Below are 16,668 nucleotides of genomic sequence, written 5' to 3'. Positions count from 1 at the left end.
AGCTCACGTTGCCCGGCCCGTGGTTACTCCGCGTCAATCGATCTACGCATATCGGGTCAAGCACTCAGAGAAGTCGGGGAGAGTTGTCGTCATCCAGTCACAGAGAACGACAACTCCCCCCAAAACTGCTAGAAACTACCGGACCTCGACGATCAGGTCGACCTCGACCGGGGCGCCCAGCGGGAGCTCCGACACACCCACCGCGGCGCGGGCGTGCCGGCCGGCCTCGCCGAACACCGCGAGGAACAGGTCCGACGCGCCGTTGATGACGCCCGGCTGGCCGGTGAAGCCCTCGGCGGAGGCCACGAAGCCGCCCACCTTGACGATCTTGACGACCTCGTTGAGCCCGACGAGCGAGTCGACGGCGGCGAGGGCGTTGAGCGCGCAGATCGCGGCCAGCTCCTTCGCGCGCTCGGCGGTGATGTCCGCGCCGACCTTGCCGGTGTCGGCGAGCTTGCCGTCCACGAACGGGATCTGACCCGACACGTAGACGAGGTTGCCGGTGCGGACGGCGGGCACGTACGACGCTACGGGCGCGGCCACGACCGGCATGGTGTGCCCGAGCTCGATGATCTTGGCGTAGGGGTCAGACATCACTTCTCCAGAGGGCGCTTCAGGTAGGCGACGGGCTGCTCCGGGCCGTTCGGTCCGGGGATGACCGTCACGAGCTCCCAGCCGTCCTGGCCCCAGTTGTCGAGGATCTGCTTCGTGGCGTGTACCAGCAGGGGCACAGTCACGTATTCCCACTTCGTCATGGTCCGAAAACCTATCAGTCGCCAGGTGGCACTACGCTGAGTCTGCAGCGCCACCACGCGGAGGGGTACATGCGGGCTCGTAGCGGAATGATCACCAGCCTGGTCTTCGGTGTGCTTCTCCTCCTCTGTATCGGCGGGGGCACCGGGGCTTTCGTACTCGTCAGACACCTGGAGGGCCCCGGGGCGCTGACGCCCGCCGCCGCCTCGGAGAGCTTCCTCAACGGCGTGTTCAACGCCCGCGACCTGGACATGGCCAGCAAGTACGTGTGCTCGGAACTCGAGCCGGACGCCGTCGCGCAGAAGATCAACGAGGTGAACGCGCTCGGCCGCGAACACCCGTTCGTCTCCTTCGACTGGACGAAGACGGAGAAGTCGAACGAGGACCACAGGGCGGTGCTCGACGTGATGGTCAGGGCCATCGACAAGGGCGAGGCGATCGCCAAACAGCACCTGGAGATCGCGGTCGTCGACGACGGCGGCTGGCGGGTCTGCGGCGTACGGCGTCTGCCCTCGTGACGGCCCCCCGGCTGCACATAGTCACGGGCAAGGGCGGGACCGGCAAGACCACGGTCGCCGCCGCCCTGGCGCTCGCCCTCGCCGGTGAGGGCCGCCGCGTCCTGCTGGTGGAGGTCGAGGGCCGCCAGGGCATCGCGCAGCTCTTCGACACCGCGCCGCTGCCCTACGAGGAGCGCAAGATCGCCACCGGGCCGGACGGCGGCGAGGTCCGCGCGCTCGCGGTGGACGTCGAGGAGGCCCTCCTCGAATACCTGGACATGTTCTACCGGCTGGGCCGGGCCGGCCGGGCGCTGCAGAAGTTCGGCGCGTTCGACTTCGCGACGACCATAGCCCCCGGGCTGCGCGACATCCTGCTCACCGGCAAGATCAAGGAAGCCACGACCAGGACCGAACACAACAAGCGGGTGTACGACGCGATCGTCGTCGACGCGCCGCCCACGGGTCGGATCGGCCGGTTCCTCAACGTGACGGCCGAGGCGGCCAAGCTGGCCAAGGTGGGCCCGATCAAGACCCAGAGCGAGGGCGTCGCGGCGGTGCTCCGATCGCCCATGGCCACCGTGCACGTGGTGACCCTGCTCGAGGAGATGCCGGTGCAGGAGTGCCGGGACGCGATCACCGAGCTCACGGCCCTGGACATGCCGATCGGCTCGGTGATCGTCAACGCGACCCGGCCCTCGGCGCTGGACGGGGTCAAGATCACCCAGGCGGAGCTGAAGCGCGGGCTGACGTCCGCCGGGCTGCCCGCCGACAAGGCCACGGTCACCGGTCTGCTCGAAGAGGCGAAACTCCATCAGGTACGCCTCAGACTGGAGCGGGAACTGCGCACGGAACTGGCCGCACTCGAGTACCCCCTGGTGGAGTTGCCCTTGTTGCCCGACGGCGTGGACCTGGCCGGCCTCTACGGGCTGGCCGCGACCCTGCGGGGTGCCCTGTGAACCTCGACATGGACGCGCTGCTCGCCGACGGCCGGACCCGGATCGTGGTGTGCTGCGGCTCGGGCGGGGTCGGCAAGACCACCACCGCCGCCGCCCTGGCCCTGCGCGCCGCCGAGAAGCACGGCCGCCGGACCGTGGTGCTGACCATCGACCCGGCCCGCCGGCTGGCCCAGTCGATGGGCCTGACCGAGCTGGACAACACCCCGCGCAAGGTGGAGAGCGCCGACGGCGACCTGTTCGCGATGATGCTCGACATGAAGCGGACCTTCGACGAGGTCGTGCTCGCCCACACCGACCCGAAGCGCGCGAAGGAGATCTTCGCCAACCCGTTCTACCAGGCCATGAGCTCGACGTTCGCCGGGACGCAGGAGTACATGGCTATGGAGAAGCTCGGCCAGCTCCGCGCCACCGACGAGTGGGACCTGATCGTGGTGGACACCCCGCCGTCCCGGTCGGCGCTGGACTTCCTCGACGCGCCGCAGCGGCTGGCCCGGTTCCTCGACGGCCGGATGCTCCGGATGCTGCTCGCCCCGGCCCGCGCCGGAGGCCGGAGCGTGTTCAACCTGGTCACGGCCTCGTTCGGCGTGATGACGAAGGCGTTCACGAAGATCCTCGGCGGCCAGCTGCTCACCGATGTGTCCGGGTTCGTGACCGCGCTGGACTCGATGTTCGGCGGGTTCCGGGAGCGCGCGGAGCAGACCTACAAGGTGCTCCAGGCCCGGGAGACGGCGTTCCTCGTGGTGGCCGCCCCGGAACCGGACGCCCTGCGCGAGGCCGCGTACTTCGCCGGCCGGCTCGCCGAGGAGAAGATGCCGCTCGCCGGCCTGGTACTCAACAGAATGCACCGGCTGGCGGTCCCGGACCTGTCGGTCGAACGGGCGCTGGCCGGTGCGGAGAAGGTCGACAGCTGGGTGACGGAGGAGGTCCTGCGGCTGCACGCGGACCTCAGTCGGCGGGTGGCCCGGGAGCGGCGGCTGGCTGACCAGTTCACCGCCGCCCGGCCGGGCGTGCCCGTCTTCGAAGTACCAGCCCAACCGGAGGATGTCCACGATCTGGACGGCCTCCGGCGGGTGGTGGGTTAACAGATCTTCGCGAGTTCGCGATCCTTGAGGGCGGCCTCGAAGAGACGCCGCCAGCTGGTGACCTGTGGGTGTCGGCGGATCAGGGCGCGGCGCTCCCGTTCGGTCATACCGCCCCAGACCCCGAACTCGATCTTGTTGTCCAATGCGTCGGCGAGGCATTCGTAGCGGACCGGACACGTCCGGCACACTCGTTTCGCCACGTTCTGTTCAGCCCCCTGAACGAACAATGCGTCCGGATCCCCGGATCGACACGCGGCTGCGCTCGCCCAATCAACGACAAGGCCCATATTTCCCGGTCCCCCCTTGTATGGTCCCCCCTCATGGCCCGATACCCCGTGCCCGGACCACCCAACCCCCACCCGGCCCGACCGTGGTCCGCGAACCCCCTCGCCGACGCACTTTTCCAAGCCGTGTGAACAAGTCTGCCCTGCGCGATCATCATCCTCCGTGATTGCCCGATTACGCAATGTGTTGGGCAAGAAATTCGGACAGTAATTTTCTCCTGACACATCGGAGTGCCTGAGCCCCAAAGTGGGTCCGCCAGTGTCAACCTTTGCGGTAGACGCAACCTCCTATGCACACAAGACGTCTCTTGACATGTCAGGTCGGGCCCGCACGGGTGCCGGCCATATCGGCGCGTCACGTACTCTGAGGCGGTGCACTGGATGCGAGACCGTGACCGGACCCTGCTCTCCAACGCCGCTTCGCTGCTGGTCTGCGGCATCCTTGCCGGCGTAGTCGTCGCCGCCGCGGCCTTCCCGGCGGTAGCGGTCTCGGGCCTTGCGGCGAAGTCGGGCGCTGAGGCGTTCGAGAATCTGCCGAGCGAGCTGAAGACCCCGCCCGCCCCGCAGATCACCTACGTCAACGCCAGCGACGGCAAGACCCTGCTGGCGATGCTCTACGACGAGAACCGGCGGGACGTCCCGCTGACCGGCGTCGCCGACATCATGCAGAAGGCCATGATCGCGGCCGAGGACACCCGGTTCTACGAGCACAAGGGCGTGGACCCCAAGGGCGTCGTCCGGGCGTTCGTCGCGAACAACGGCAGCGACGGGGGCGACACCCAGCAGGGCGCGTCCACGCTGACGATGCAGTACGTGCGGCAGTCGTTGCAGTACAACGCGACCACGCCGCAGGAGGTGCTCGCGGCGACCGCGCAGACCCCGGCCCGCAAGCTCAAGGAGATGCGGTACGCGCTGGCCCTGGAGAAGAAGCTCACCAAGGACCAGATCCTCGAGCGGTACCTGAACATCTCCTACTTCGGCCACCAGGCGTACGGGATCCACGCCGCCGCCCAGGTCTACTTCAACAAGACCCCCGACAAGCTGACCCTCGCCGAGGCGTCGCTGATCGCGGGCCTGGTGAAGTCCCCGAGCGAGTACGACCCGACGCTCAAGGACGGCAAGCAGCTCGCCCTCGACCGGCGCACCTACGTGCTGGAGCAGATGGTCAAGCTCAAGATGGTCAGCAGGTCCGAGGCCGACGAGGCCGCGAAGGCCCCGATGAACATCACCGCCCACGACCTGCCCAACGGCTGCGTCAACGTCCAGCCGAACAACGCCGGGTTCTTCTGCGACTTCCTGATCGCCTGGTGGAAGGAGCAGCCGGCGTTCGGCGGCAGCGCCGGAGAGCGCGAGGACCGGCTCAAGCGCGGCGGTTACACGATCACGAGCACCCTCGACCTGACCGTGCAGAACGCCACCGTCGGCCACCTCAACAGCCAGATCTCCAACAACAACTCGGTCGCGATCACCACGGCCGCCGTCGAGCCCGGCACCGGCCGGGTGCAGGCGATGGCCGCGAACCGCAACTACAGCCTGGACCAGTCCGGCAACGGGGCGAGTACGGACCCGTTGAAGCAGGGCAAGAAGGGCACCTGGCCGAACACCACGAACCCGCTGGTCAGCGGGGGCGGGGACATCACCGGGTACCAGGCCGGCTCGACCTTCAAGATCTTCACCCTGATCGCGGCGCTGGACGCGGGCTACCCGCTGGCGTACACGATCAACGCGAAGAGCCCGTACACCTCGACGAAGTACTACGCGGGTTCGACCCGGGAGGCCGGCGCCCCGCAGTGCGACTTCGACACCGCCGCCGGCGCCTACCGCTACTGCCCGAAGAACGACGCTCCCGGCTGGATGAACGGTAATCGTTCGATGTGGACCGGTTTCGGCCGTTCCGTCAACACGTTCTTCATCCCGCTCGAGGAACGGGTCGGCGCCTCCAAGGTGGTCAAGGCCGCCCAGGACGCCGGGATCAAGTTCCGGGCCAAGAGCGAGGCCGCCAAGGCCGCCGACCCGAAGGACGCCGACACCTGGGGCGCCTTCACCCTCGGCGTCACCGCGACCACCCCGCTCGACCTGGCCAACGCCTACGCCACCCTGGCAGCGGGCGGCAACCGGTGCGAGCCCATCCCCGTGCTGGAGATCAAGGACCTGGCCGGCAACAAGGTCGACGGCGCCGCCCCGAAGTGCAGCCAGACCATCCGGGCCGAGGTCGCCAACGCGGCCATCGACGCCGCGCGCTGCCCGCTCGACGACCAGTCCGCGGCCCGCAAGTGCGACGGGGCGACGGCCAACGGCTTCAAGAACACCGTGGGCCGGCCGGTGGCGGGCAAGACCGGTACCTCGGACGAGACGTCCTCCACGGTCGTCGCCACCACCCCCCAGCTGAGCATGGCCGCCATCGCCGCCGACCCGGACAACCCGCAGCGCGGCGCGACGAACAAGCACAACGAGGTCAACAACCTGGTCTCCCGGGCCCTGCGCGACGGCCTGAAGGGCAAAGAGGTCAAGAACTTCACCCCACCGACCCAGCTGATGTCGTTCGGGGACCAGAAGCCCGTCCCGTCCGTGAAGTGCCAGACCGTCGGCGCCGCCCAGTCCGCCATCAAGCGGGCCGGGTTCGAGGTCGAGGTCAGCAGCGGCAAGGTCGCGTCCACCTGCCCCGAGGGCACGGTCGCCGAGACCAGCCCCGAGGGCCAGGCGCCGAAGGGCTCCACCATCACCCTGACGCTGAGCAGCGGCAAGGGCGCGGCGAGCACCACCCCGATCGCGAACGGCGGGGGCGGTAACCGTGGCGGCGGCGGAGGTGGCGGCGGAGGTGGCGGCACGAACCCGTTCCCGCCGCTGCCGAACTGGCCACCACCGAGGCGATAAGCGAAATGGGGCACCCCGTGATCGGGGTGCCCCATTTTCATGCGTGCAGCCGGGCCGGGCAGCGCCGCGATGGGCCAGGCGGCCGCCCGGCCTGGCGTGGGTCAGGCGAGCTGCTTGCGGACCTCCGCCGCGACCCGACCACCCTCGGCGCGCCCCGCGACCGCGGCCTGAGCCGCCTTCATCGCCTGGCCGAGCGCCTTCGGCCCCTCGAAACCACCCGCGGCCAGCGCCCCGGCCACCAGCTCGGTGAGCTCGGCGTCGGAGAGCTGCTTCGGCAGGTACGCCCCGAGGATCTCCTCCTCGGCCCGCTCCTTGGCCGCCAGCTCGGTCCGCCCCGCGTCGGCGAAGGCCACCGCGGACTCCCGCCGCTTCTTGGCCTCCTTCGTCACGACGGCGAGCACCTCGTCATCGCTCAGCTCACGGGCCTCCTTGCCCGCCACCTCGGCACTCTTGACGGCGGTCAGCACCATCTTGAGCGTGGAGGTCGTGAGCTCGTTACGGGCCTTCATCGCGGTACGCATATCGGTTTCGAGCCGGTCCTTGAGAGTCGCCATACCGGGAAAACTACGCTAGGGGGCATGCGGACACGCAATGTAATACGGTTGGCCGGCGCGGTGGGTGTGCTCGGGGCGGCTTGCGTCGCGTACGGCACGTTCGTGGAGAGGACCCGGTACACGCTCAGACGCGTCGACGTCCCCGTCCTCGCGGCGGACGCCGAACCCCTCCGGGTGCTGCACGTCACCGACCTGCACATGACCCCGAACCAGCGCGGCAAGCAGGAGTGGGTGGCGGCCCTCGCGGCGCTCGACCCCGACCTCGTGCTGCTCACCGGCGACAACATGGCGCACCCCGAGTCACTGCCGGGCGTGCTGCGCGCCGTCGAACCGCTCCTGGCGTTCCCGGGCGCGTTCGTGTTCGGCTCGAACGACTATCTGGGCCCGGTACCCAAAAATCCTTTCATGTACTTCAACCCCAACCGGGTGTACAAGCAGGGCGTCCCCCTGCCCAGCGAGGAACTGCGCGCCGCGCTCACCTCGGCGGGCTGGGCCGACCTGAACAACGCCAAGGCGACCGTGAAGGCCGGCGGCCAGCGGATCGACTTCGCGGGCGTCGACGACCCGCACGTGGACCGCGACGACTACGACTCGGTCGCCGGGCCCGTCGACCCTGCCGCGGACATCCGGATCGGGGTGACGCACTCGCCGGCCTCGCGGGTGCTGAACCGGATGGTCGCCGACGGGTACGACCTGATGGTGGCCGGGCACACGCACGGTGGGCAGGTGTGTATCCCGGGGATCGGGGCGCTCGTGACGAACTGTGACCTGCCGCGGTCGATGGCGAAGGGGCTGCACTGGTACTCGCGGGGGGATCATGCTGCCTGGCTGCATGTTTCGGCCGGGTTGGGGACCAATCCCTATACGCCGTTCCGGTTCGCTTGTCCGCCGGAGGCTACGGTGCTGACGTTGATCCCTCGGTAGGGGCTGGGGTAGGGGCTGGCGGGGTCCGGTCGGGGTGCTTCGTCGGCCTGGCCGGGGTCCGGGCGGGGTGCTTCGTCGGCCTGGCCGGGGTCCGGGCGGGTCGTGGTCTGGCCTCCTCGGGCGGTCGTGTCGGGGTTGTCCGGGCGGGTTCGGGGTCGGACGGATGGTCGGTGGTCGGCCTGGCCGGGGGTTCGGGCGGGGCTGCGCTGAGGGGCCTTCGGGGGTGTCGGCGGGTCGGCGATACCCAGTTGGCTTGGGGGGCGGGGGCTGCGCTACTATTTGGCGGCACGATCGGGGTATGGCGCAGTTTGGTAGCGCGCTACGTTCGGGACGTAGAGGCCGTCGGTTCAAATCCGGCTACCCCGACAGACGAAACAGCAGGTCAGGGTCGGTCTTCCCTCACGGGAGACCGGCCCTGACTCGTCTCGGGATCTGCCCTGGGAGAAGATCTTGAGAATCGGCTGGTTGTCCCCCTCGTAACAGCCGGTCCAGCACGCCCACTGGGGACCTCGGACTCAGCACCCGACGCTCCGCCAACACGGCAAACCACAGGTCCGGCAGACCGTCCATGAGCCGATCTCGCATAGCGGCCGTGACGTGCGACTAGCGAGCCCGCACCGAGCCATCCAGATGCCCTGTGCGCTCACCCTTCCGCCCGCCTGTCCAGGCGGGTTCCGACCCTGACGTCGTTCCCAGCCACCGTTCCGGGCGCAACCGGGGCGTGGTGGTGGGTTCTTCACAAAACCTCCGCGCCACCCCCACCGGCGCCGCTCATCATTTGCCTAGCCTCGGCACAGGTGGTCGTCAATGTCGTCGACCAGCGGACGGACAGGAGGCGCAGGTGCGGGTAAGCGGAGTGGTGGGTCTTGCGGGTGTGGGCGTGTTGGCGTGCGCGATGCTCGCCGGTTGCGGCACGGGAGGCGAAGCACAGTTCGCTGACCTGGCGGCGGCGCGGGCAGCGGGCGGCGGGCCGGCGTCGTGGGTCCCGGACTGGGTGCCCGACGGCGCGGCGGACATCCGGGTGCGGTGGGGCCTGGACTCCAACGACTCGATCCTGCGGTTCCGCCACACCGGTGCCTGGCAACCGCCGACGACGTGCACGGCGACCACCGCGCCCGGCGGGGCGGCTCTGAGCGCGTCGTGGTGGCCGGCACAACTGCCCGACGGTACCGACTACACCTGCGGCCAGGAGCCCATGGCACTACGGATCGCCGGTGACGCCGTCTACGCCTGGAGCCCCAGCTAGCCGTTTCGGCGGCCCAACGACAGTCGCCACTATCCACTCAGCGGTCCCGTGCCGGGCTCGGCTCAGTGGGTCTGCCTCGCCGGCTGGTTGGCCGCCGGCGTCGGGCCGCGGTCGAAGCCGATGACGGACGCGTAGGCGTCGGCCAGGTGGTGGATGGTCGAAGGGTCGCGCGTCCCGGCGGCCATGTCCGCGATCTTGTTCAGGAGCGCGACTTTCGCCGCGTCTGCCGCCTCATCCAGATTCGCCATAGACGCAGAGTAACCGGAACGTGGGTACGACGACTGCCGGTCGGTGAGCTTCTCAGGGGGCCGTCCAGTAGTCGCGGTTCGGGAGGCGGAGCCAGCGGTCGGGCGGGCCGAGGAACGGGCGCGCGTCGGTGGGGCGGATCCCCACGTGGGCGGCGCAGTAGGCCAGGGCGTGGTGCGCGTAGAGGTAGGAGGCAAGGATCTCCTCCGCGGAGTCCTCGGCTCCCGGGTAGCCGCCCGGGGACAGGTCCCACCGGTCGGACTTCCCGTTCAGGCTGATGCTGCCCTGGTCGCCGCTCTTCGGGTTGGCGTACATGCCGTAGCCGATGGTGCCGACCGACAGCCGGCCGAGAATGCCCGGAGTGGACACCATGTAGCCCTCGTGCTGGAGGACGACACAACCACCGGGCACGTCTGTGACGCCCACGTAGCTCATGATCTCGTCCTCGACGTCGTTCCAGTCGGCCACGGACCAGGCCTCCCAGAGCGCGTCCATCTCCGGCTGTTCCACGGGTGTGCCGTCGAGGCGTCGGGCAGCCTCCGCCGCGTCCACGTCCGCGACGCAGGCCAGGCTGTTGCCCTCGAAGTGCACGTCGCCCAGCAGCCCGGTCAGTCGGTGGCGCTCCTGGACGGCGGCGGACTCGGCGGGGGTGAGGCCGGTGGTGCCGGGTGGGCGTTCGAACAGATCGGGGGTCGGGCCGGCCAGGCTGAGGCGGGCCGGCGACCAGCCCGACATCATCGGCCGCCACGGGTCGGCCCCGGCGGCGACCAGGGCGTGGGCGTTGTCGGGGCGGCGCCCGTACACGGCCTCCCAGAGGGCGGTGCGGCCGTCCTGGTAGGCGTCCACGTCGTCGACCCTGCCGGCCAGCAGCGACACCACCTCCGGCGAGCCGTGCGCGGCGGCGGTGTGCAGGGGGCGGAAGTGGGGGCCGGCGTGTGGGTCGGCGCCCGCGTCGAGACGGGCGCGGATCTCCTCGACGTCCGTGGGGCGTTGCCAGCGGAAGCCGGACCAGTTGCCCTCGACCATGCGCGCCGCTCCCCCGTGTCGTGTCTCCACAGCCAGCCTGCCAGAGCGGGGACGCCCCCGCTGCCCCGTGCCGGGGCACCAAATCGTCACCCCACGCCCCGCGCCACGACGTCACCCAGAACCCCGCGCCGGGGCGCCGGAACCGCATCCCGTGCCCCGCGCCGAGATGCCAGAGGGTCACCCTGTGTGACGTCTGCCTCGCCGGCTGGCGAGAAGCTCCCACTCTCCGTCACCATGAGTGAGGTTGCATAAAATACGGAGGACTGAATGTTTAGCAGGTGGATCTCGGTGGGTGCGGCGGCCGTGCTCGGCGTCACCGTTCTGGCCGGGTGCGCCAAGACCGGCGGCGGTACCAGCGCGGACGGGGTGCCGCTGGTGGCGAAGGGCAAGCTGACCGTCTGCGTGAACACTCCGTACGCGCCGTTCCAGGCCAAGGGGGCGAACGGGGAGGTTGTCGGGTTCGACGTCGACATGATGGGGCTCGTCGCGAAGAAGCTGGGCGTGGGCGTCGCCGTGGTGGACACGCCGTTCGAGGGGATCAAGTCGGGGCTCGACCTGAAGACCGGCAAGTGTGACGTGGCCGCCGCCGGGCTGACCGTGGACGACGAGCGGCGCAAGGCGATGGACTTCTCCGAGGGGTACTTCGACAACACCCAGGCGCTGGCCGTGCCCGCCGGGGTGGACGCGACCGGGAACTGGCTCAAGGGGAAGAAGGTGTCCGTGCAGGGCGGCACCACCGGGGCGGCCTATGCGCGGGTGCGTGCGGCGTACACGGGCTTCACGGTCGTGGAGTACGCCGAGTTCGGGTTGCAGCAGCAGGCGCTCGCCACGAAGCAGGTGGACGCGTCGATCGCGGACCTGCCGGTGTGGACGGAGTTCATCAGGGCCAACGCCGGGCAGGTCAGCATCGCGGAGCAGTACGACACCGGGGAGCAGTACGCGTACGCGGTGAAGAAGGGCGCGGATCCGAAACTGCTGGAGGCCATCAACGGGGTACTGACCGCCAGCCGCGCCGACGGCACCTACGCCACGGTGTACGAGAAGTGGCTGGGCCGGAAGCCGTGACCCCCGACCCCGCCCGGCCCGCGGGCCCCACGCCGGGAACCTCGACCCGCGTCCCCACCTCCCAACCCCGCCCGTCCACCCGGCCCTCCGGGCTGTCGCGGACCGCCAAGCGCAAGCTGACCCTGCGCGCCCAGTACACGATGACGGGGTTGGTGGTCGTCGGGGTTGTGGCTCTCGCCGACTGGGCCACGATCAGCGAGAACTTCCTCAACGCGGACATCGCGCGGAGCCTGTTCCCCGAGATGGTGACGGTCGCGCTGCGCAACACGGTGTTGTACACGGTGCTGGCGTTCGCCGGCGGCATGGCGCTGGGCGTGGTGCTGGCGTTGATGCGGCTGTCGGCCGTGGGGCCGTACCGCTGGTTCGCCGCCTGCTACATCGAACTGTTCCGCGGCCTGCCGGCGATGCTCGTGCTGTTCGGCGTCGGCTACGGCTTCCCGATCGCGTTCCCCGGCTACGAGATCCCGGGTGGCGTGTTCGGGCAGGTGGCGGTCGGGCTGAGCATCGTGTCGGCGGCGTATATCGCGGAGACGTTGCGGGCGGGGATCCAGGCGGTGCCGAAGGGGCAGTACGAGGCGGCGCGGACCCTGGGCATGTCGCACGCGCGGGCGATGGTCTCCATCGTGTTGCCGCAGGCGTTCCGGCTGGTGGTGCCGCCGTTGACCAACGAGATCGTCATGTTGACCAAGGACAGTTCGCTGGTGTTCGTGCTGGGGACGCAGGAGGCGCAGGAGGAGCTGGCGAAGTTCGCGCGGGACGGGCTGAACTCGACGGCCAACGCGACCCCGCTGATCGTCGGCGGCGTACTGTACCTGGTGATCACCCTGCCGCTGTCGTACCTGGCCCGCCGGCTGGAGAAGAAGTCATGATCAGGATTTCGGGCCTGCACAAGGCCTACGGCGACCACGAGGTGCTCAAGGGCATCGACCTGGAGGTCGGCGCGGGCGAGCTGGTCTGCGTGATCGGCCCCTCGGGTTCGGGCAAGTCGACCCTGCTGCGCTGCGTGAACCTGCTGGAGACCCCCACCTCGGGCACCGTGCACGTCGGGGACGCCGAGGTCACCGACCCGGACGCCGACCTGGACGCGATCCGGCGGCGGATCGGCATGGTGTTCCAGCAGTTCAACCTGTTCGGGCACCTGACCGTGCTGGAGAACTGCGTGATCGCCCAGCGCCGGGTGCTCGGCCGGAGCCGGCCCGAGGCGGAGCGGATCGCGCGGGCGAACCTGGCCCGGGTGGGGCTCGCGGACCGGGCGGACGCGCGGCCGACGGAGTTGTCCGGTGGGCAGCAGCAGCGGGTCGCGATCGCGCGGGCGTTGGCGATGGACCCGGAGCTGATGCTGTTCGACGAGCCGACCAGCGCGTTGGACCCGGAGCTGGTGGGCGAGGTGCTGGCGGTGATGCGGTCGCTGGCCGCCGAGGGGATGACGATGCTCGTGGTGACGCACGAGATGAGTTTCGCCCGGGAGGTGGCCTCGCGGGTGGTGTTCATGGATGGTGGGGTCGTGGTCGAGGACGGGCCGCCGGCTCAGGTGTTCGGCGATCCCCGAGAGCCCAGGACCAGAGCCTTCCTGCAACGGGTACTGCATCCGGAAGCGCTGTAGAGCCTCGGCGGTGACCGTCGGCTAGGGTTCCGCCGGTGAGGCTGAGCCGCGACTTCCACCGCCTCTGGGGCGCCTACTCGGTCAGCGAACTCGGCAGCGCCCTCGGCTCGGGCGCGCTCCCCCTGATCGCGCTCCTGGTCCTGGACTCGTCGAACCTCCAGGTCTCCCTGCTGGCGGCCCTGTCCGGGGTCGCGAGCGCGGCGATCGCACTGCCGCTGGGCTCGTGGATCGAGTACCGCCGCAAGCGGCCCGTGATGATCGGCGCGGACCTGGTGCGGTGCGCGGCGCTGGGCAGTATCCCGGTGGCCATGGCCCTCGGCGGGCTGACGTACTGGCAGCTGTGCCTGGTCGGGGTGGTGCAGACCGCCGGCAACATCGTCTTCACCGCGGCCAGCGGCGCGCACCTGAAGGCGCTGGTCCCGGCGGAGGGCCGGGTCGGGGCGAACAGCCGGTTCGAGACGACGTTCTGGACCATGACCAGCGCAGGGCCCCCGCTGGGCGGGCTGCTGATCTCCTGGTGGGGCGCTGCCGCCACGGTGGCCGTCGACGCGGTCAGTTTCCTGCTCTCCGCGCTGGGGATCCGGGCGTTGCGCGCGCCCGAGCCGCCGCCGCCGGTGCGCGCGCCGGGGCAGGGCCGGGTGGACCTGGTCGGCGGGTGGCGGTACATCCTCGGGCACGCCGGGCTGCGGGCCCTGTTCTGGAACGCGATGCTGTTCGGTGGTTCGCTCATGCTCGCGGCGCCGTTGCTGGCCGTCCTGATGCTCCGGGAGCTGGGGTTCGCGCCGTGGCAGTACGGGCTGGCGCTCGGGTTGCCGGGGCTGGGCGGGATTCTCGGTTCGCTGCTGGCCAGGCCGTTGACCGGCAGGTTCGGGGCCCGGGCGGTGCTGCTGGCCTTCGGGGTGGGCCGGACCCTGTGGCTGGGGCTGCTGCCGTGGGCGCCCACCGGCACGGCGGGGCTGGTCCTGATCGTGGTCGCCGAGACGGGGCTGCTGTTCTGCGCGGGCGTGTTCAACCCGACCTTCGTCACGTACCGGATGGCGGCCACCCCCGACGGGCACATGTCCCGGGTCGGTACCGCCTGGTCGATCAGTTCGAAGTCGGTGCAGCCCGCGTTCATGGTGGCCGGCGGGGTGCTCGCGGCGGCCACCAGCGTCCGGACGGCCATCGCGGTGGGGGCCGTCGTGCTGCTGGGGAGCGGGCTGTTGCTGCCGTGGCGCGCGGAGACGCACACACCCTCCGTGGCGAGCCGGGGCCGCCGTACCCCCCGCATCGCGCGCTGAGGCCGCCGCACCCCCCGCGTCAGCAGGAGGCACGGCGGCCCGTCACGTCTACTTGAACTTGGCCTTGAGGTCCTCGACCTTGTCCTTGATCGCGTCCCCGGCCTGCTCGAGCTTGCCCTTGCCCTGGTCAGCGAGACCCTCGGCCTCGAGCTCCTTGTTGCCGGTGGCCTCACCGAGCTTCTCCTTGGCCTTGCCGACCAGCTCGTCCTTCTTGCCCTCGAAACCCATGACTTGCTCCCTTCGCAGCGTGACCATGAGTTACCCGGGGGCTCCGGTCGCCAAACGCGGTGTGGGCCAGCCAACACTGTCTGACGGGTCAGATTCCTAGTCTTGAGAGATAGCTTGACCAGGTGCCCCGCCGCTACTTCGTGCTGCTCGGATGGCTGTCCGCCTTCGCGCCGCTGTCCATGGACATGTACCTCCCTGCCCTGCCCGCGCTCGGCCGGGAGTTCGGCGCGTCCGCCGCGGACGTGCAGCTGACGCTCACCGCGTGTCTGATCGGGCTCGCCGTCGGGCAGCTCGTCGCCGGGCCGCTCAGCGACCGGCTCGGGCGGAAGATCCCCCTACTGACGGGCCTCGCCGTCTACGCGCTGGCGTCGCTCGCGTGCGCCTTCACCACCAGCGTCGAGGTACTGATCGGCATGCGGCTCCTCCAGGGCCTCGCCGGGGCGGCCGGGATCGTGATCGCCCGCGCCATCGTCCGGGACCTCTATGAGGGCGTCACCGCCGTCCGGGTGCTCACCACGCTCATGATGATCAACGGGCTGGCCCCGATCCTCGCCCCGCTGATCGGCGGCGAACTGCTGCGGTTCGGTACCTGGCGGCTCGCGTTCTTCGTGCTCTCCGCGATCGGGATCGGGCTGCTCGCCGCCACCTGGAAGTTCCCGGAGAGCCTGCCCGTGCAGCGCCGCCGGGCCAGCGCGTTCGCCAACTTCGGCCTCGTCCTCCGGGACCGGGTCTTCCTCGGTTACACCCTGGCGTGCGCGCTCGCGTTCGCCGCGCTGTTCGGGTACATCTCGGCGTCGCCGTTCGTGCTCCAGAACGTGTACGGCCTCAGCGCCCAGCAGTTCAGCTACGCCTTCGCCGGCAACGCCCTGACGCTCGTCGTGTTCGGGCAGCTCAACGGCATGCTGGTCAAGCGGATCCGCCCCGTGGTACTCCTCCGGGCCGGGCTCGGCCTCACCCTGCTCGGCGGCCTGCTCCTGCTCGGCGCGGTACTCGGCGGGCTCGGTCTCGCGGCCGTCCTGCCCGCGCTGGCCCTCGTCGTGGGCAGCATGGGCGTCATCTTCCCGAACCTGACGGCCCTCGCGATGGCCGACCACGGCGAGACGGCGGGTACGGCCTCGGCGGTGCTCGGCACGGTGCAGTACATCGTCGGCTCGGCCGTGGTGCCGCTGGTGGGACTGGCCGGGGATCACACCGCGGTGCCGATGGCGATCGTGGTGGCCTCGTTGGCGGCGTTGGCGATCGGCGCGTACACCCTGACGTTGCGCCCCCGGGTGTCCCCCGCCTGACTAGGGCTTCTTCGTGGGTGTCGGCGACGGCGCGGGCGGCAGGGCGGCGAGCTGCAACGGCGGCCCAGCCGACACCGGCCCCGGCAACGCCACCGACACCGGCGGCGACGCCACCGCCCCCGTCTGCACCAGCGTCCCCGCCCCGATCCGGGCCCCGGTCAGCACCCCGTCGGCCTGGAAACAGTAGGTCCCCGGGTCGACCGGTGCCGCGATCGACGCCGACGTCGACTCCACCGAGAAGCACGACCCCGGCGCCTCGAACTTCGCCGCCGCCACGGACAGCGCCGCCGACCGGCTGGTCAGGGGCGGCAGCCAGTCGGTGAACAGGTGCTGGATCCGGACGTCGTACTTCGCCGGCACCGGGGCGGCCAGCTTCACGCAGGTCGCCGGGCCGGGGGTCGCGGGGGCGGTGACGAGGGCGACCCCGCACTGGAACGTGCCGTCCTTGGTGCCCACCACCGAGATGTTGGCCGTGTTGCCGAGCGCCCCGTTCGGGATGTCGATCTTCCACGTGCCGTCCACGCCGAGCGTCACGTCGATCTTCCGCGCCGGCCCACCCTTCGGCGTGTACGTGTACGAGGTCACGTACCGGCGGTCCAGCGCCGCCGCGACCAGCCCCGCGAGCTGCGCCCGGGGCTCCTGGGGCGCCACGGATCTCGTGGGCGCCGGGTCGCCCTGCTTCGGGGGCGGACCGTCCGAACAGCCGGACAGGGGCACGGTGAGGACGCTCAGGGCCAGTAGGGCACGGACGGGACGCATTCGAT

General features: G+C 70.3%; 19 protein-coding genes and 1 tRNA gene. 12 read left to right on the top strand and 8 right to left on the bottom strand.

Annotated features, from left to right (window positions below):
• Window positions 1–135 precede the first annotated feature (135 nt).
• Window positions 136–594, bottom strand: coding sequence for a RidA family protein (locus PT931_RS05745; protein WP_363724897.1), 459 nt, complete (start codon window positions 592–594; stop codon window positions 136–138).
• Complete coding sequence (locus PT931_RS05740; protein WP_197006034.1) at window positions 594–755, bottom strand: DUF4177 domain-containing protein; 162 nt, start codon at window positions 753–755, stop codon at window positions 594–596. The genes PT931_RS05745 and PT931_RS05740 overlap by 1 nt, the downstream gene beginning before the upstream one ends.
• A gap of 69 nt (window positions 756–824) precedes the next feature.
• On the opposite strand from PT931_RS05740, the gene PT931_RS05735 reads away from it, so the two are divergent.
• The 3 genes from PT931_RS05735 to PT931_RS05725 are packed head-to-tail and all read left to right on the top strand — an operon-like array spanning window position 825 to window position 3,288.
• The gene (locus PT931_RS05735) at window positions 825–1,271 is read left to right on the top strand and encodes a hypothetical protein (RefSeq protein WP_456244628.1); all 447 of its coding nucleotides are present in this window, start codon (window positions 825–827) and stop codon (window positions 1,269–1,271) included.
• Entirely contained in the window at window positions 1,235–2,206 is a 972-nt protein-coding gene (locus PT931_RS05730) for an ArsA-related P-loop ATPase (protein WP_456244733.1), read from the top strand. The genes PT931_RS05735 and PT931_RS05730 overlap by 37 nt, the downstream gene beginning before the upstream one ends.
• Before the next feature lie 8 nt (window positions 2,207–2,214).
• Complete coding sequence (locus PT931_RS05725) at window positions 2,215–3,288, top strand: ArsA family ATPase (RefSeq protein WP_456244732.1); 1,074 nt, start codon at window positions 2,215–2,217, stop codon at window positions 3,286–3,288.
• Here PT931_RS05725 and PT931_RS05720 read toward each other — a convergent pair.
• Window positions 3,285–3,575, bottom strand: a complete 291-nt coding sequence (locus PT931_RS05720; protein WP_197006037.1) for a WhiB family transcriptional regulator — start codon at window positions 3,573–3,575, stop codon at window positions 3,285–3,287. The genes PT931_RS05725 and PT931_RS05720 overlap by 4 nt on opposite strands.
• Before the next feature lie 378 nt (window positions 3,576–3,953).
• Between PT931_RS05720 and PT931_RS05715 the strand changes: the two genes are divergently transcribed.
• Window positions 3,954–6,446, top strand: a complete 2,493-nt coding sequence (locus PT931_RS05715) for a penicillin-binding protein (protein WP_456244731.1) — start codon at window positions 3,954–3,956, stop codon at window positions 6,444–6,446.
• Window positions 6,447–6,547: 101 nt separating this feature from the next.
• On the opposite strand, the gene PT931_RS05710 is transcribed toward PT931_RS05715, so the two are convergent.
• The gene (locus PT931_RS05710) at window positions 6,548–7,000 is read right to left on the bottom strand and encodes a GatB/YqeY domain-containing protein (RefSeq protein ID WP_363724888.1); all 453 of its coding nucleotides are present in this window, start codon (window positions 6,998–7,000) and stop codon (window positions 6,548–6,550) included.
• Between the two features lie 24 nt (window positions 7,001–7,024).
• Between PT931_RS05710 and PT931_RS05705 the strand changes: the two genes are divergently transcribed.
• From PT931_RS05705 to PT931_RS05695, 3 genes are all read left to right on the top strand, one after another.
• Window positions 7,025–7,924, top strand: a complete 900-nt coding sequence (locus PT931_RS05705) for a metallophosphoesterase (protein WP_456244627.1) — start codon at window positions 7,025–7,027, stop codon at window positions 7,922–7,924.
• Window positions 7,925–8,216: 292 nt separating this feature from the next.
• A tRNA-Pro gene (locus PT931_RS05700) sits at window positions 8,217–8,290 on the top strand.
• Window positions 8,291–8,804: 514 nt separating this feature from the next.
• A complete protein-coding gene (locus PT931_RS05695) occupies window positions 8,805–9,170 on the top strand; it encodes a hypothetical protein (RefSeq protein ID WP_456244626.1) in 366 nt (121 codons plus the stop codon).
• A gap of 62 nt (window positions 9,171–9,232) precedes the next feature.
• Here PT931_RS05695 and PT931_RS05690 read toward each other — a convergent pair whose 3' ends face one another.
• Both PT931_RS05690 and PT931_RS05685 read right to left on the bottom strand, forming a co-directional pair.
• Window positions 9,233–9,418: a hypothetical protein gene (locus PT931_RS05690; RefSeq protein ID WP_456244625.1), complete on the bottom strand. Its 186-nt coding sequence runs from the start codon at window positions 9,416–9,418 to the stop codon at window positions 9,233–9,235.
• Window positions 9,419–9,470: 52 nt separating this feature from the next.
• The gene (locus PT931_RS05685) at window positions 9,471–10,442 is read right to left on the bottom strand and encodes an ankyrin repeat domain-containing protein (RefSeq protein ID WP_456244624.1); all 972 of its coding nucleotides are present in this window, start codon (window positions 10,440–10,442) and stop codon (window positions 9,471–9,473) included.
• 267 nt (window positions 10,443–10,709) lie between these two features.
• Between PT931_RS05685 and PT931_RS05680 the strand changes: the two genes are divergently transcribed.
• The 4 genes from PT931_RS05680 to PT931_RS05665 are packed head-to-tail and all read left to right on the top strand — an operon-like array spanning window position 10,710 to window position 14,390.
• Window positions 10,710–11,507: a transporter substrate-binding domain-containing protein gene (locus PT931_RS05680; protein WP_456244623.1), complete on the top strand. Its 798-nt coding sequence runs from the start codon at window positions 10,710–10,712 to the stop codon at window positions 11,505–11,507.
• A complete protein-coding gene (locus tag PT931_RS05675; RefSeq protein ID WP_456244622.1) occupies window positions 11,486–12,376 on the top strand; it encodes an amino acid ABC transporter permease in 891 nt (296 codons plus the stop codon). Before PT931_RS05680 ends, PT931_RS05675 begins: the two co-directional genes overlap by 22 nt.
• The gene (locus PT931_RS05670) at window positions 12,373–13,110 is read left to right on the top strand and encodes an amino acid ABC transporter ATP-binding protein (protein ID WP_456244621.1); all 738 of its coding nucleotides are present in this window, start codon (window positions 12,373–12,375) and stop codon (window positions 13,108–13,110) included. Before PT931_RS05675 ends, PT931_RS05670 begins: the two co-directional genes overlap by 4 nt.
• Window positions 13,111–13,145: 35 nt before the next feature.
• Window positions 13,146–14,390, top strand: a complete 1,245-nt coding sequence (locus tag PT931_RS05665; RefSeq protein ID WP_456244620.1) for an MFS transporter — start codon at window positions 13,146–13,148, stop codon at window positions 14,388–14,390.
• A gap of 48 nt (window positions 14,391–14,438) precedes the next feature.
• Here the strand turns inward: PT931_RS05665 and PT931_RS05660 are convergent, their stop codons facing one another.
• On the bottom strand, window positions 14,439–14,618 hold the full coding sequence (locus PT931_RS05660) for a CsbD family protein (RefSeq protein ID WP_456244619.1): 180 nt from the start codon (window positions 14,616–14,618) through the stop codon (window positions 14,439–14,441).
• A gap of 122 nt (window positions 14,619–14,740) precedes the next feature.
• Between PT931_RS05660 and PT931_RS05655 the strand changes: the two genes are divergently transcribed.
• Window positions 14,741–15,904 carry a multidrug effflux MFS transporter gene (locus tag PT931_RS05655; protein WP_456244618.1) on the top strand — a complete coding sequence of 388 codons (1,164 nt, stop codon included), beginning with the start codon at window positions 14,741–14,743 and terminating at the stop codon, window positions 15,902–15,904.
• Here the strand turns inward: PT931_RS05655 and PT931_RS05650 are convergent, their stop codons facing one another.
• The gene (locus tag PT931_RS05650) at window positions 15,905–16,663 is read right to left on the bottom strand and encodes a hypothetical protein (RefSeq protein WP_456244617.1); all 759 of its coding nucleotides are present in this window, start codon (window positions 16,661–16,663) and stop codon (window positions 15,905–15,907) included. It lies immediately after the preceding gene.
• Window positions 16,664–16,668: the final 5 nt, after the last annotated feature.

The sequence above is a fragment of the Longispora urticae genome (assembly GCF_053902585.1).
The sequence above is the reverse complement of the archived record's forward strand: the minus strand, read 5'-3'. Positions and strand labels throughout refer to the sequence as shown.

Bases quoted from the DNA above. Each gene is read 5' to 3' on its own strand.
- PT931_RS05745 (WP_363724897.1), bottom strand. From the start codon at position 594: ATGTCTGACCCCTACGCCAAGATCATCGAGCTCGGGCACACCATGCCG.
- PT931_RS05740 (WP_197006034.1), bottom strand. From the start codon at position 755: ATGACGAAGTGGGAATACGTGACTGTGCCCCTGCTGGTACACGCCACG.
- PT931_RS05735 (WP_456244628.1), top strand. From the start codon at position 825: ATGCGGGCTCGTAGCGGAATGATCACCAGCCTGGTCTTCGGTGTGCTT.
- PT931_RS05725 (WP_456244732.1), top strand. From the start codon at position 2,215: ATGGACGCGCTGCTCGCCGACGGCCGGACCCGGATCGTGGTGTGCTGC.
- PT931_RS05720 (WP_197006037.1), bottom strand. From the start codon at position 3,575: ATGGGCCTTGTCGTTGATTGGGCGAGCGCAGCCGCGTGTCGATCCGGG.
- PT931_RS05715 (WP_456244731.1), top strand. From the start codon at position 3,954: ATGCGAGACCGTGACCGGACCCTGCTCTCCAACGCCGCTTCGCTGCTG.
- PT931_RS05710 (WP_363724888.1), bottom strand. From the start codon at position 7,000: ATGGCGACTCTCAAGGACCGGCTCGAAACCGATATGCGTACCGCGATG.
- PT931_RS05705 (WP_456244627.1), top strand. From the start codon at position 7,025: ATGCGGACACGCAATGTAATACGGTTGGCCGGCGCGGTGGGTGTGCTC.
- PT931_RS05690 (WP_456244625.1), bottom strand. From the start codon at position 9,418: ATGGCGAATCTGGATGAGGCGGCAGACGCGGCGAAAGTCGCGCTCCTG.
- PT931_RS05685 (WP_456244624.1), bottom strand. From the start codon at position 10,442: ATGGTCGAGGGCAACTGGTCCGGCTTCCGCTGGCAACGCCCCACGGAC.
- PT931_RS05680 (WP_456244623.1), top strand. From the start codon at position 10,710: ATGTTTAGCAGGTGGATCTCGGTGGGTGCGGCGGCCGTGCTCGGCGTC.
- PT931_RS05670 (WP_456244621.1), top strand. From the start codon at position 12,373: ATGATCAGGATTTCGGGCCTGCACAAGGCCTACGGCGACCACGAGGTG.
- PT931_RS05660 (WP_456244619.1), bottom strand. From the start codon at position 14,618: ATGGGTTTCGAGGGCAAGAAGGACGAGCTGGTCGGCAAGGCCAAGGAG.
- PT931_RS05650 (WP_456244617.1), bottom strand. From the start codon at position 16,663: ATGCGTCCCGTCCGTGCCCTACTGGCCCTGAGCGTCCTCACCGTGCCC.